At 47.0% G+C, this 13,394-nt stretch carries 11 protein-coding genes; 4 read left to right on the top strand and 7 right to left on the bottom strand.

All coding sequences use genetic code 11. The features are described from left to right. Nucleotides 1-75: 75 nt before the first annotated feature. From J0L70_RS16485 to J0L70_RS16475, 3 genes are all read right to left on the bottom strand, one after another. Nucleotides 76-1,386: a cytochrome P450 gene (locus tag J0L70_RS16485; RefSeq protein ID WP_287455296.1), complete on the bottom strand. Its 1,311-nt coding sequence runs from the start codon at nt 1,384-1,386 to the stop codon at nt 76-78. 112 nt (nt 1,387-1,498) lie between these two features. After that, a complete protein-coding gene (locus J0L70_RS16480; protein ID WP_287455295.1) occupies nt 1,499-2,380 on the bottom strand; it encodes a hypothetical protein in 882 nt (293 codons plus the stop codon). 11 nt (nt 2,381-2,391) lie between these two features. After that, entirely contained in the window at nt 2,392-4,065 is a 1,674-nt protein-coding gene (locus J0L70_RS16475) for an iron uptake porin (RefSeq protein ID WP_287455294.1), read from the bottom strand. Between the two features lie 124 nt (nt 4,066-4,189). On the opposite strand from J0L70_RS16475, the gene J0L70_RS16470 reads away from it, so the two are divergent. The 3 genes from J0L70_RS16470 to J0L70_RS16460 all read left to right on the top strand — a co-directional run bounded on the left by J0L70_RS16470 (nt 4,190) and on the right by J0L70_RS16460 (nt 9,255). Continuing rightward, nucleotides 4,190-7,036, top strand: a complete 2,847-nt coding sequence (locus tag J0L70_RS16470; protein ID WP_287455293.1) for a glycerol-3-phosphate acyltransferase — start codon at nt 4,190-4,192, stop codon at nt 7,034-7,036. 46 nt (nt 7,037-7,082) lie between these two features. Continuing rightward, the gene (locus J0L70_RS16465) at nt 7,083-8,777 is read left to right on the top strand and encodes a hypothetical protein (protein ID WP_287455292.1); all 1,695 of its coding nucleotides are present in this window, start codon (nt 7,083-7,085) and stop codon (nt 8,775-8,777) included. Nucleotides 8,778-8,877: 100 nt separating this feature from the next. Then, nucleotides 8,878-9,255: a hypothetical protein gene (locus tag J0L70_RS16460; RefSeq protein ID WP_287455291.1), complete on the top strand. Its 378-nt coding sequence runs from the start codon at nt 8,878-8,880 to the stop codon at nt 9,253-9,255. Between the two features lie 186 nt (nt 9,256-9,441). Here J0L70_RS16460 and J0L70_RS16455 read toward each other — a convergent pair whose 3' ends face one another. Together J0L70_RS16455 and crtW are read right to left on the bottom strand one after the other, a co-directional pair. Continuing rightward, complete coding sequence (locus J0L70_RS16455; RefSeq protein WP_017288735.1) at nt 9,442-10,275, bottom strand: class I SAM-dependent methyltransferase; 834 nt, start codon at nt 10,273-10,275, stop codon at nt 9,442-9,444. A gap of 30 nt (nt 10,276-10,305) precedes the next feature. Further along, the gene (gene crtW / locus J0L70_RS16450; RefSeq protein ID WP_017288736.1) at nt 10,306-11,070 is read right to left on the bottom strand and encodes a beta-carotene ketolase CrtW; all 765 of its coding nucleotides are present in this window, start codon (nt 11,068-11,070) and stop codon (nt 10,306-10,308) included. A 277-nt stretch (nt 11,071-11,347) separates the two neighbouring features. Between crtW and J0L70_RS16445 the strand changes: the two genes are divergently transcribed. Next, entirely contained in the window at nt 11,348-12,169 is an 822-nt protein-coding gene (locus J0L70_RS16445; protein WP_287455290.1) for an SDR family NAD(P)-dependent oxidoreductase, read from the top strand. Between the two features lie 31 nt (nt 12,170-12,200). Here J0L70_RS16445 and J0L70_RS16440 read toward each other — a convergent pair whose 3' ends face one another. Both J0L70_RS16440 and hisB read right to left on the bottom strand, forming a co-directional pair. After that, entirely contained in the window at nt 12,201-12,752 is a 552-nt protein-coding gene (locus tag J0L70_RS16440; RefSeq protein WP_268242341.1) for a hypothetical protein, read from the bottom strand. Continuing rightward, nucleotides 12,749-13,381 carry an imidazoleglycerol-phosphate dehydratase HisB gene (gene hisB / locus J0L70_RS16435; RefSeq protein WP_017288739.1) on the bottom strand — a complete coding sequence of 211 codons (633 nt, stop codon included), beginning with the start codon at nt 13,379-13,381 and terminating at the stop codon, nt 12,749-12,751. The genes J0L70_RS16440 and hisB overlap by 4 nt, the downstream gene beginning before the upstream one ends. Nucleotides 13,382-13,394 lie beyond the last annotated feature (13 nt).

Raw genomic sequence — 13,394 nt, 5'->3', positions numbered from 1 at the left:
CATGTCGTATTTGTCGATGAACAGATTAAATTCTGGCTCTCTTCAAATTGCTTCTCCTAGAGTGCAGGCAGCAAACTAGCTAGCTCTTCGTCGGAACTTCACTTGGAGTCCATCTTTCGGTTGCGGTGTTGGAATCATTTGCAAGTCAAGATTCTGTCCAGGGAGTAACTCCCATTCATAATTGCGAATGAGTAGTGCCGCAAAAATTCTCATCTCTAATCGGGCAAACTCTTTCCCCAAACACTCGCGGATTCCACCACCAAAGGGCACGTGACTAAAAGGCTCAAGCTTTTGCTCTGGATTGAAGCGCTCTGGATCAAACTGTTTCGGATTCGGATAAAGGGTACTATCTTGATGGGTTTGACCAATCTCGTATAGGACTTGTGAGCCTTTAGGAATCTTATAGCCGTCAAACTCACACTCTTGAATGACTTCTCGAAATCCTCCACCTACAGGAGATACGACTCGCAGCACTTCTTTCAAGACTTGATCGAGAAATTCCATCTGCTTTAAGTCTTCGAGTGTGAGTAAGTCGTCGTTCTTAAACTGCGATTGTTCGGCTCGAAGCCGCTCTAAGATCGCTGGATGTTGCGCCGTCAAGAGACAGAAAGACGCGATCTCTGAAGTCAAGGTTTCATGTCCCGCAAACAATAGGGTCAATACTTGATCTTTGAGTTCATCAATACTCAAGCGATTTCCCTCTTCGTCTTTCGCATTGAGTAAAAGACTGAGCGAATCTGATTCTATGTTTTCTTGCGATTGGCGAGCTTTGACAACGCGTTCAATCTCATCTAGCAACAACTGACGGCTTTTTAAGGCTTGACTAAACTTAGTTCCTGGCAACTTTAGAGGCACAGAAAATAACCCTTTTACCCAGATCTCAAACAATTCTCCAAACCGAGTTTGCGAACCAGATGAAATACCCACAATGAGCTGACAGGCAATGTCGAGTGTGTAATTCCGCAGTTCTGGATACCAACGGATCGTCTCTTTCTGCGCCCAACGATCGAGATAGTTTTGGGTGATGCTCGTCATTGTCGGAATATAGCTAGCTAGTGCTCTTGGCTGAAACGCTTGAACTAATAGCTTACGGCGCTGTTGATGAAGGCTCCCTTGCTGAACCGGGACTGAGGCAGATCCTAGTAATGTCTTTACGCTGGGGGGCCAACTGATAACAAAGTATTGATTCTCGTTGAGCAGCACAAAGCGAACTGCATCGACTCCTGATAGAACAATCGTCGATCGACCAAAGAGATTGGTTCTAAAAACGTTGCCAAACTGTTTGTGTCGTTTAGTAGAAAAGTCAGGATCGTTCAGAAAACCGAATGTTTCACCGATAACGGGTAATCCTGAGGAACCGGGGGGCAAAGGGAGGGAACTGGACATGCTGCTAGGGATGGTAAATGTCAACTCTTAGAGTTTAATCTCTATGTTGCCAAAAGTAAGTTCACGATCGTCCATTCCGTGGCTTAAAACACCCTCTAAAACTTACGAAAAATCAGCGAAGTAAAATCCGGCTTCTTGGACCAATCTGAACATCAGAACTTTTTGAACCTTCGAGGATAACGCGGCTAACGTCTTGCAACGGGTTATTGCTAAGCATACCTCCAAAGCTCGGGGCACTGTCGATCGTAGAGGATGCACTCGGCGTTGAAATCGGATTGCTAGTCGGATTGCTCGTTGGATTTGTAATTGGAGTGGGAGTTGTGCTGAATGGAGCTAAGCCTGCGGGAATGATGACGCGCAGTTGAACTGGCATCGCAGTGATTTGGAAAGATGAAACAGTCGGACGTGGAGGAATTTGTGGATTAGCGGAAAAATTGTAGTGCGATCGAAAATCGAAAACGGTCGGGCTTGTGCCGCCATTGCGATCGCTGTAACGCGGTCCTTGTCCAGTGATATCGAAGACTCCTTGATATTGCAATCCCGTATTCGGATCGGTGGCAATACCTTCGTATCTTCCTCGTACGACTAATTCGTCTTGAATTGTGCCGTGGAAGCGAGTTGGGGCGTTGTGATTACGGCGAATGGGTTGGAGTTGACCGTTTGAAAGCACCGGAGAAGTGAGTGTGCCATCGGTTGAAACGATTGGAATTCCTCGGAAGTCTACAAAGTAGCGTCCTTGACTATCGACTTGGACTAAATTTGGATCAAAGTCCTGTGCAGAATAGACCAATTGTCCATTTCGGAAATAGCGACCTTGGCTATCTGTCGTGACTCTGGTTGTGCCTTGGTTGAAATTTGGATTTTGACTTGGGGGCACGACTGTACCAGTGACGACACCAGTACTACGGATTGTGATTTGAGCAGAAGCGATCGTACTATGACAGCTAAGAGTCGCGATCGCAAGTGAAAAAGTAACCCAGAATTTCGAGAGCATGGTCATTGTTCCTAGAATCTAAAAGTTGCCCGAACTGCCCCGACGACAACTGGATCATTTGCTTTGTTGTGATTGGGGTTGAAAATAACAATTACGCCAGGTGTCACCTCCAAGGCTGGATTGACTCTAGCTCGGTAGAACAGTTCTAAATGTAAGGCTGTGTCTGGCTGACCGCCTTTGCTCCCTGTATCGCTAAATCGAGGAAAGTTGTACTCTTCGGGTAGATTGCTGCTCGTAATTTTAGGCGGTTGTCCGAAGAGGATGCCACCGAGATTTCCCGGCACAAACAGATCCGGCAAGGCAGAAAAGACCATCCAATTTGTCGTCTGTACTGAACCCACAACGCTGAGCGCTCTAGAAGATGTCCAACCGCCCCAACCGCCGATCGTGAATTTCCGATTCACCCGCCAGGTTAAAGTCGCGCCGACGGCATGAGTCGTAAAAGCTGTGCGGGTTGGGGCAAACGGTGAAAGGAGTTGAGAATCCCCGATTCCTGTGCCCAAAAAGCCATCTGGGCTGCGAGAGAATAGGTAATGAATGCCGAGATCGATGTTGCGAGTCGGCGCGATCGTCAATTGTGCCCCTGCTGCATATCGACCTCCAATCAATCCACCGACATCCGCATTTCCAGGAAATCCAGGAATTTCCGCGCTGTAAACGCCTTGCAAACTCACGCGCCGATTAATTTGCCAATCGAAGCCGATGCCGCCTGTGCCATTGCCGATCGCTAAAATCGGATTGCGCTGTCCAAGCAGAGAAAGTGCTCCTTCTCCAGAGCCTTCGAGTGGATTGATCCCTCGAAACGTATTCGAGGGAGTGACCCCAGATGCGCCGACTAAAACACCGAAGTTTTTACTTACTGGGAAACGGTAAGAGAGATCGCTGACTACAAGTTGATTGTCTTGCTCAGACTCATAGGATAAGCGTCCCATATTCGTTAATAAATTTGGGGCAGACGATCGCAAATTTCCGGTTTGTAAGGTTGTCAGTAGTAAATCTCTACCTGTGAATGAAGTGGCGAGCGAGAGTTGAAGATTGCTAGCAAGCGTTGTTTGCAGCTTGCCTTGGCGTTCTGGAACACCATCTCTGGGAAAGAGATCAATATTGGCTCGATTGCTCGTTTGAACTGAAGCGATCGCTTGTCCGAACAATCGCGTTGTCGTGGAAAATTGCTGTTTTTCGATCGTTGTAGTTCGAGCTTCTAAGCGATCGATGTGACCTTTGAGTGCAGCTAAGTCTGTTGCGAATTCTATTTGCAGCTTTTGAGCAATTTCTAAGTCTTGACGGGTGATGATGTTAGTCGTTTGGGAAGCAATTAGGTCTTGAATGCGATCGAGACAAGCATTCAGTCCGGCTGCAAATTCAGATCGAGTTAAAGCACGATCGCCGCGAAAGGTTTGATCCGGATAGCCTGCAATACAACCGTAGCGTTCGACTAGAGTTTGAAGTGCCTGAAATGCCCAATCGGTTGGGCGAACGTCGGAGAGTTGTGAAACAGAAGTCACTTGCTCCATGCTGTCTGAGCTAGGCAGTTTGCTAAACTCTGGCGATCGAATTGCTTCTGGATGAGCAACTTTTGCTTTGGCTGGCAAACCAGTAGATTTCGTTTTTTGAATCGTTTTGCGCGCCACCACAAAAGACGGTGGCGTTTTCGGGGGATGAGCGATCGTATCGAGTTCAGACATCGGGGGTTGAATCTGAGTGCGGCTCCCCCCTTATACCCAATATCTTGTATAAAAACGCACTTACTTTCTCGGTGCAGAGTGAATTCGGTAGACTTTCAGAGAGAAGTTCTGGTTCGATCGCGCTATGACCTTGATGCATGTTTGGGGCGCTCTGCTGATTTTCGGACTCTGTCCGATTCTGGGCGGATTGCCATTGATTCGGTGGATAACGACCCGTCTGACCGGGAAGCGGTTGCAGCAGCTTGGAACGGGGAATGTGAGCGTCTCGGCGGCGTTTTATCACGGGGGTAAATGGGTTGGGGTGCTGGCGGTGCTCTCGGAGGCATTGAAGGGCATTGCGGCGGTTTTACTCGCGCGATCGTTCTTTCCAGATCGTCCAGAGTGGGAAATTTTTTCCCTGATTGCGCTGGTTTATGGGCGATACTTCATTGGAAAAGGAGCGGGGACGACCAATGTAGTTTGGGGATATGTCGTTCATGATCCACTCACCTCGTTTCTGGTGTTTCTGATTGGGGGAATTGGATTTACGATTTTGCGGGAGCGGCAAGCGGGAAAATTTGGGGTTTTGATTTTGTTTCCGCTGATTACCGCATTGAGACATCCACAGGAAACACCGCTGATTGTGGGGTCAGTGGGACTGGCAGCGTTTTTGTGGTGGATCTATAACCAGATTCCAGATGATTTGGATCTCAGATCTGATACGGCACAGAGAGGATCAAAAGCAATGTTTCAATTTCTTCGCGAAGATCGATCGCTGATTTCGCTCGATCAAGCGTTAAAAGCAGACAAAGTTGGACAAAAGGCAGCAACGCTCTCCGAGTTAAAGCGATCGGGTTATCCTGTGCCGGAGGGTTGGGTGCTTTTGCCAGGAGATGATCCGCAGCCGTTGATTCAGGCGATGCGGCCGAGTCGAGAGCAGCCCTTGATTGTTCGATCCTCTGCGATCGGAGAAGATTCAGAATCAGCGTCGGCAGCGGGGCAGTACGAATCGATTGCAAATGTGACCCATCGAGAGTTACTGTTGCCTGCGATTATGCGCTGTTTAGACTCGTATGAGCAAGAATCAGCAGTTCAGTATCGACGCGATCGCGCCATTCCAGATGCTTCGATGATTGTGCTCGTTCAGAATCAGATTCGAGGTGTGTTTTCGGGAGTAGCGTTTAGTCGCGATCCGATTTCGAGGCAAGGCGATGCAGTTTTGATTGAAGCTTTGCCTGGAAATGCTGATCAAGTTGTGTCAGGACAGGTGACTCCAGAGAGCTACATTGTGAATGTTCGCGAAGTGGGTCAAGATTGGGCTTTACCAAAAGAGCAGATGCTAGAAGTGTCGGGACAAGGGACAGTTCCGAACAGATTGATTCAGCAAGTTGCTTACTTAGCTCGACATTTAGAAGAATATTTTCATGGCGTGCCGCAAGATATCGAGTGGAGCTATGACGGAGAAAAGCTCTGGTTACTACAAGCTCGATCGATTACAACATTAGCTCCAATTTGGACGAGAAAGATTGCCGCAGAAGTGATTCCAGGAGCGATTCGACCGCTAACTTGGTCAATTAATCGACCGTTGACTTGTGGAGTTTGGGGAAAGATCTTTACGATCGTACTGGGAACACGCGCTCAAGGTCTGAACTTTGAGGAAACGGCTACGCTGCATTATTCTCATGCTTATTTTAATGCGACATTACTCGGGCAGATTTTTAGACGCATGGGGCTGCCTGCTGAGAGCTTGGAATTTCTGACTAGAGGCGCGAAGTTTAGTCGTCCTCCTTTAAAATCGACGATGGCAAATTCGCCTGGACTCATGCGATTACTCAAGCGAGAAATGAGATTAGAGCAGGATTTCGCGAGAGATGAGCCGCGCTTTCTAGCAGCTTTGGAGCCGAGGTATGCAGAACTGTCTGAATTGTCGATCGAGGAACTAACAGAGCAAATTCAGCAAATTCTTGAGTTACTAGAACGTGCAACTTACTACAGCATCCTCGCTCCCTTAAGTGCTGCTTTGAGAAAAGCAATGTTTCGAGTCCAAGATGACGAGGTCGATAATCAGGATACGCCAGAAGTTGCTGCGATGAGAGCCTTGTCGAATCTTGCTAGCTCTGCTCGATCGCTGTTAGAAAACTCCGAAGATGTCTTTACTCAACTTGAAAAAACGGCTCAAGGGCAAGCGATTTTGCATCAGTTTGATCAGATTCTCGATCGCTACGGCTATCTCAGTGAAGTTGGGACAGACATTGCGATTCCGACGTGGCGAGAGCAACCTGAACCAATTCGAGATTTATTTCGGCAATTCTGCTTAAATCCGGTTTCCAAACCGACTGCACCAAGAATCAAGAATAAAGGCGTGCAGCGTCGCATTGCTTTGAAAGGCAAAGTCACCGAAATTTATAGTCGATTCCTGGCTGAACTCCGCTGGCGATTTCTTGCGATCGAACAACAGTGGCTTGCTTCCGGCATTCTCCATCAGCCGGGCGATATCTTTTTTCTGACGTATGCGGAGATTCGGCAAGGTAAAACCTCACAGTTTTCAGAACTTATTCAACATCGTCGCGCCCAGTTTGATCACGATCGTCAACTTTCTCCAATTCCGCAATTAGTTTACGGAGACGATCCCCCAACTCCTGCTCTTCCCACTTGGCAAGCTTCTAATCGGCTGCAAGGCATCGGAGCAAGCGCGGGACAGGTGGCGGGAACAATTCGAGTCATGCGATCGCTCAATGGATTAGGCACCGTCGATCGCGACACCATTCTCGTTGTTCCTTACACAGATTCCGGCTGGATGCCTGTTTTGGCACGAGTCGGAGGACTGATTGCAGAAGTCGGAGGACGGCTCTCTCATGGCGCGATCGTGGCACGAGAATATCGAATTCCAGCCGTCATGGATGTGCAACATGCCACTGAAATTTTGCGAGATGGGCAAAAAGTTCGGATTGACGGACAGCTCGGAATTGTTGAGATCTTAGACGAGGGCTAACAAGGTTGTGATAAAAACGCTAATCTCTAGAACACATCAATTTCTGATGGCTAAGCCAACAACAGCAAGCGATCGAACTTCAAGCCGGCTTTGGTTCGGGTTAAGTCTTGGCTTTGCTCTTTACTATGGTAGTCTCGCACTTCAGAAAGCATTTCAAGCTGAATATGTGGTGCAAGACGATGCTAGAGAATATGTGTTCTGGATGCAGCGATTTCTCGACCCCACTCTTTTACCCAATGATTTGATTGCACAATATTTCAAATCGATTACTCCGCCAGGATATGCTGCTTTCTATCATGGAATGGCAATCCTCGGAGTACAGCCGCTTTGGGTCAGCAAAGTTCTGCCTGTCGGTCTAGGACTGATCACAACTTTTTACAGCTTTGCACTCTGCTTAAGGCTGTTTCCGTTTCCGATCACCGGATTTATTACAACGCTACTGCTCAATCAAAGCGTATGGTCTAGAGATGATTTAGGTTCTGCTACTCCTAGAGCTTTCGTAACGCCGTTATTTCTAGCCTTTCTATACTATCTACTTCGTCATCAGCGGCTTGGTATTCTGATCGTTCTAGTTCTACAAGCATTGATTTATCCGCCTTTAGTGTTTATCACGATCGCGCTTTTATGCTGCACGCTTTGGGATGGGAATACAAGAAGACTAAATTTCAATCAATTAAAATTTGTTGGCATCTGTGTTGGTTTTACCGCGATCGCGCTGCTTCCATATGGACTCGCTTCGAGCCAATTCGCTCCTGTGATCACGCGTGATCAAGCTTGGACAATGCCAGAACTTCATCCTGGTGGAAGACATCCCTTTTTTAATCCGAATCCCTGGGCATTCTGGCTGATTGGTGAACATAGTGGAATCATTCCACCGTTGATGCCACCCTTGATTTGGCTTGGTGTGTTGCTGCCGATTTTGATGCGATATCCGGTACGATTTCCGCTAGTCCAGCAGATCAATCACCGAATCGCAATTCTCCCGAAAATGATTTGGGTTTCTTTAGGCTTATTTGCTGCGGCTCATTTATTGTTACTAAGACTGTTCTTCCCAACGCGATATACGACTCACACGTTCCGGATTGTCTTAGCGATCGCGGCTGGAATTGTACTCACGATTCTGCTGGATACTCTACTGCGAGGCTGCAAAACTCTCGTAGCACAACGCCGCTGGATAACTTTAGGAACGAGGCTGACATTGATGACCATGACAATGCTCGTATTCTTCACTTATCCACAAGTTTCCCAGGATTTTCCCAGGATCAATGTTCGGGTGATAAAAGATCCATCCCTCTATCAATTCTTAAAAACTCAGCCGAAAGATACTTTAGTCGCAACCCTATCTGATGAAGCCAATAATATATCGACTCTTGCTCAACGCTCTGTTTTATTTAGTAAAGAACACTCGCTTCCGTTTCATTTGGGATACTATCGCCCAATTCGCCAACGTATTTTAGACGTGATGCAAGCGCAGTATAGTTCAGATCTTAGAGCCGCAAAACAAACGATCGACAAATATCAGATTAAACTTTGGTTGCTGGATCAACCCGCATTTACGCCTTTGTATCTCACGAATTCGACTTGGTTGAGCAGTTTCGAGCCTGAGTTTACGATCGCATTAACGAATCTCCAGCAAGGAAAAATTCCGGCACTCACAAAGCTTACTCATTGCTCGGTTTTTAATACACCTCAACTTATGCTTCTAGATGCAGCTTGTATCAAGACTGCTGCCGAAGGGTGATGCTTGGTACAGTTTGCTACAGTGGTTGACAGCTTGCCTTAAGGCGGGTTGTTTCGTGTGGATTGAGACAGAGAGTAGAGATTAGTCTAGGTAGACCAATATGAGTGGATCGAATGAATGGCAGAAAATCTTGAGAGGGATTCTGTTACTGATTGCATTGCATGGGATTGCCTTCGTCATCGCAGTTGCGATCGGCTTATTGATTTATGCTCTCATCACGATCGTGCCAAGTCGCTCAGACACTCAAGCGCTGTTTATCTTGCTGAATGGGTATACATCGCTTGCCTTTATGGTGATTGGGATTGGGATTTCCCAGATGTTTTATGTGATTCCAGTCATCTTTGTTTTGCTGCTCGATCGACGCTACGCAACAATTAAAGGCATCATCATTGGGGCAGTACTCACTTTACTTTTCAATATTGCTGGAGTGACCCTATTCTTCTCATGGACGCTTCCGAGCCTACAAGTAGGAAGGTGAAATGAATTGGAAGATCGTTGCTCTCGTTTGTATCTCGCCCTGAACTGGAAGTTTGGGCTAACTGTGCGAAGTGGGTTTCAACCCACTGAAGAAGGGTTTTTATGGGCTGTTAGTCCCAGAGCGGACTTCGTACCGTTAGCGCCGAATTCATTCCGGGGCGGGTGATCAACGAAGCGAGAGAAAGTACTAACCCTCAATCTTCCGCGCAACTTGAACTGCTGCTAAGTTAGACAGTAGAATTTCACCGTTTAGTTTTTCCTCGATCGTCGTTCTCAATCCTGACAATAAAGCTTCTTTGACCTGTGGATCTAAAGAAACGTAGGGTGAATAGCTACTCAAAAGATCGAGATAGCGATCAACCTCATAGGTTCTTTCGCAAGGCATCAATTCTGTGACGGGAGCCTCAAATAATCCGGAATCACTCACGAGTTTCCCTAATCCGCTCAAGATTTCAACTTGCTTATCTCGCCCTTCATACGCAGGTGCGATCGCAGGTGCATGAGCCTGATAGACTTCATTCAGGATTTGATAAATTTCATAGTTCGGTTCAAGCGACATATTCCAAAGCAACACTAGAGAACCTCCAGCCCGCAATGTTTTTGCTGCTTTCACATACTTAATATCCGATGCAATCCAGTGCCACGCATTAGCAGCCAGCACAATCTGATAGGTTTCCGGCTGAACTTGCCACTCCTCAAAAGATTGAGGATAAAGCTTGACCTGCGGAAACTCGGCAAAATTTCGCTGAGCCACTCGACAGAATTCTGGATTGGGTTCGACCGCATCGATCGCATAGCCTAACTTGGCAAAATCAACCGTTGCCGTCCCCGAACCACAGCCCACTTCAAGAATTTTCGAGTCGGGGGCAAGATTGGCAAGTTCAATCGATCGCTGAATGAGCATTTCAGGATAGCTCGGTCTTCCGCGATCGTAGGCTTCCACAACCGGAGAATACCAAATCTTCCGCTGTTCTAAATCCTTGTTTGAATACTCATTGAGAAGCTTGACCCAATCTGCCATAACATCATTCCGCAATCGTCATTCTCAAGCTTAGCCTTCTTCTTGAAGTTTGCGTTGATGTAATTCAGGAAGTTGCCACCAAGCGAGATCAGGGCGTTCATGATGTTCTAAATGATAGCCAAAGTGGTAGCAGCTAATAAATGACCAGAAGGGTGACCAGCGAGTACTGGTCGCACGATTTTCGTTTTGATAGCCGCCTGCTGGCTCACGATGCGGTAGAAATGTCCCAAAGAAGAACAATTGAACGGAGCTGAGAATCGAAGGCACGACCCAAAACCAAGTTAAATTCGCTTCAGGAACGTGAAAGAGTCGATGCACAATGTGAAAGATGGCAATCAAAGAGATAATTCGCGTCCAACTCCAATAGCGCACCATGAAGTAGGAATACCATCCTAAAAGGCTTTTATTCTTGCCGTTGTGAAAGTCTGGATCGAGATCAGAAGCTGGATGTGCATGATGCTCCCAATGCGTTTTGATCATTGATTTCAATGAAAATAAAGCATAGGCGCGCAATGCAATTGAGCCAATCAAGTCGTTGAGTTTACGATTACTCGGCGAAACAGCGCCATGCATCGCATCGTGTGCGGTAATAAATAGTCCAGTGTATAGAAATGTTTGTAGTAAAAGCCCTGCAATTCTAAATGGGATTGATAATTGTGTAATATCAATACTGAGCAGTGTGAACAAGCTCACTGCCCAAATTCCTAAAATCGTGAGTGCAACCCATACACCTCGATCGATTTGAATTTTAGAATCTTGACCCAATTGAGTTGGCGCTGAACGGAAGGAAACCACAAGAAAACTCCAGGAAAGATCGAGGTTGAAAAACCATCTTTACAAACTTTAACATTCATTATTGAGATTGAGGAACGCGATCGAAAACGCTTTCTGCTTCTCAATTTCTGAGTCGAGTTTATAAATTGCCTTGGATAACGCTATCTCCCTATGGGGCGAACCTTGTCTCTGTCGTAAAGACGGTAATATTGATTGCAAAATCCTCAGATCTGACAAAAGTGGGACGTATTTGTACCCATTCCCATCACACTAAAAATAGTTCTCATGTTTAAGGTTTATGGCTTCTACTGTTCTGATTACTGGCGCATCTCAAGGCATTGGTAAAGCAACTGCCCTTCAGTTTGCTCGAAATGGCTACAGCGTAATTATGGCTGCTCGAAATATCGATCGCTTAAACGCAGCGGCTGAAGAAGTCAAGGCGATTGGTCAGAGCGTTACTGCGATTCCAACTGATACTCGCAATCCAGAACAAGTTCAGAAGCTCATTGATCAGTCGATCGCGCAGTACGGCACGATCGATGTCCTCGTCAACAATGCGGGTGTGTATAGTTCAGGTCCAGCCGATAGTTTCTCACTAGAAGATTGGCATACAGTGATTGATACAAATCTTTGGGGGTATATTCACACAATTCAAGCTCTACTGCCGCACATGCTGGCTCAAGGTCGCGGCATGATTGTGAATGTTGCATCCGTGAGTGGGAAGGTTCCTATTCCCTATCTTGTGCCTTATTCGACGAGTAAATTTGCCGTGACTGGGCTGACTCAGAGTTTACAGTCTGAGCTTTCGCCGAAAGGGATTACTGTCTGTGGCATTTATCCGAGTCTGATCAAAAGTGATCTGATGGAGCGAGCGATTTTTCGCGGCAAGGATGAGGAAGATGCGATCGCACGCCGTAAGCAGTTAGAGCAGGTTTTGAGTGTTCCTGTGGTTGAGAAGCCAGAAGACGTAGCAAAGGCGATTTGGACAGCGGTCAAACATCGGAAAACGGATGTCATGGTCGGTTCTGCAAATATGTCACTGCTCTCAAGCCGCTTGTTCCCAGGCTTTTTACAATGGGCGATGCGGCGAACCTTTAAGAACAGTGACAAAGATTACTAAAGAACAATCCTGAGCAAGAGAGATTGAAATCCTAATTCGGCTGCTTTGGCGGGGTTCCGATCAGTTGAAACGAATTGAGAAAGACATTAATGCTCGTTGCAAGTCCTCGCTGCTGATTTTCCTGTGTCGTGGTGACATTGATAAAGTAAGCACGACGATCGACGAGATAAACCCGCCATTTTGCCACCATATTATCTGGCAGCTTAAAGTTCATTTCCCGTCCTGGGAACTCACCCAGTTTAATCGTGCGAAATGATAAGAGTTCGGCTTGTCCACGCGCTGCTCCTCGACGAATCCCTTCATAGACTTCGTTTTGCAGCTTTTTGTCCTCTCCGGGAGCAGCAGGTAAATTGAGAACTCCTACGGCATACCGTACCGATTCTGCATCTCGAATCAGTTCAAATTGGGTCAGTCCACTTTGTTTGCGCTCAGTCGGTGTACCGGGCATGACAATAGAAAAGCCATGACTCTTGGATGTGAATCGTTTCCAGATGCTCTCTTGAGCGCTGACCGATCGCATTTCGACGATAGGCGATCCCAACACCAGCGCCAATCCCACTCCTACTTGCCAGCCTCGCATCACAGCACACCCTTTGAACTGGGAATTTCATGTGCCCGTCGTGGATCGATTTCTACTGCCATTCGCAGCGATCGCGCAAATGCCTTAAACGTCGCTTCAATAATGTGATGCGAATTGATTCCATCAAGTTGGCGAAGGTGCAGCGTCATTTGAGCATGATTGATTACTGCCACAAAAAACTCTCGCACAAGCTGCGTATCATAGGTTCCCACCCGTTGCGTTGGAATCTCTAAGCCATAGCTCAAATGCGGACGGCCTGAAAAATCAAGTGCAACTTGGATCAGTGCTTCGTCCAAAGGCGCAACGAAATGCCCAAACCGAACAATGCCTTTCCGATCGCCTAACGCTTTCGCGATCGCCATCCCCAACGTAATCCCGACATCCTCATTTGTATGGTGATCATCGATTTCGATATCGCCCGTTGCTTGCACATCGAGATCAATCAATCCATGCGATGAGATTTGGTGCAGCATATGATCGAGAAACGGAATCCCTGTTTTGGCAACGCATTTTCCGGTGCCATCGAGATTGACGGTCACTTGCACATCAGTTTCACCCGTCTTACGAGAGACAGAAGCAATCCGGGCAACCGAAAACGTCGAAGAAAGGGAGGGTCGATCGCTAGTCTGCATAGTGGCAATCCAA

It is taken from the genome of Leptolyngbya sp. UWPOB_LEPTO1, from assembly GCF_017302695.1.
GTDB lineage: Bacteria > Cyanobacteriota > Cyanobacteriia > Leptolyngbyales > Leptolyngbyaceae > Leptolyngbya > Leptolyngbya boryana.
Note: the sequence above shows the minus strand (reverse complement) of the source record. Positions and strands in the feature narration are given on the sequence as shown.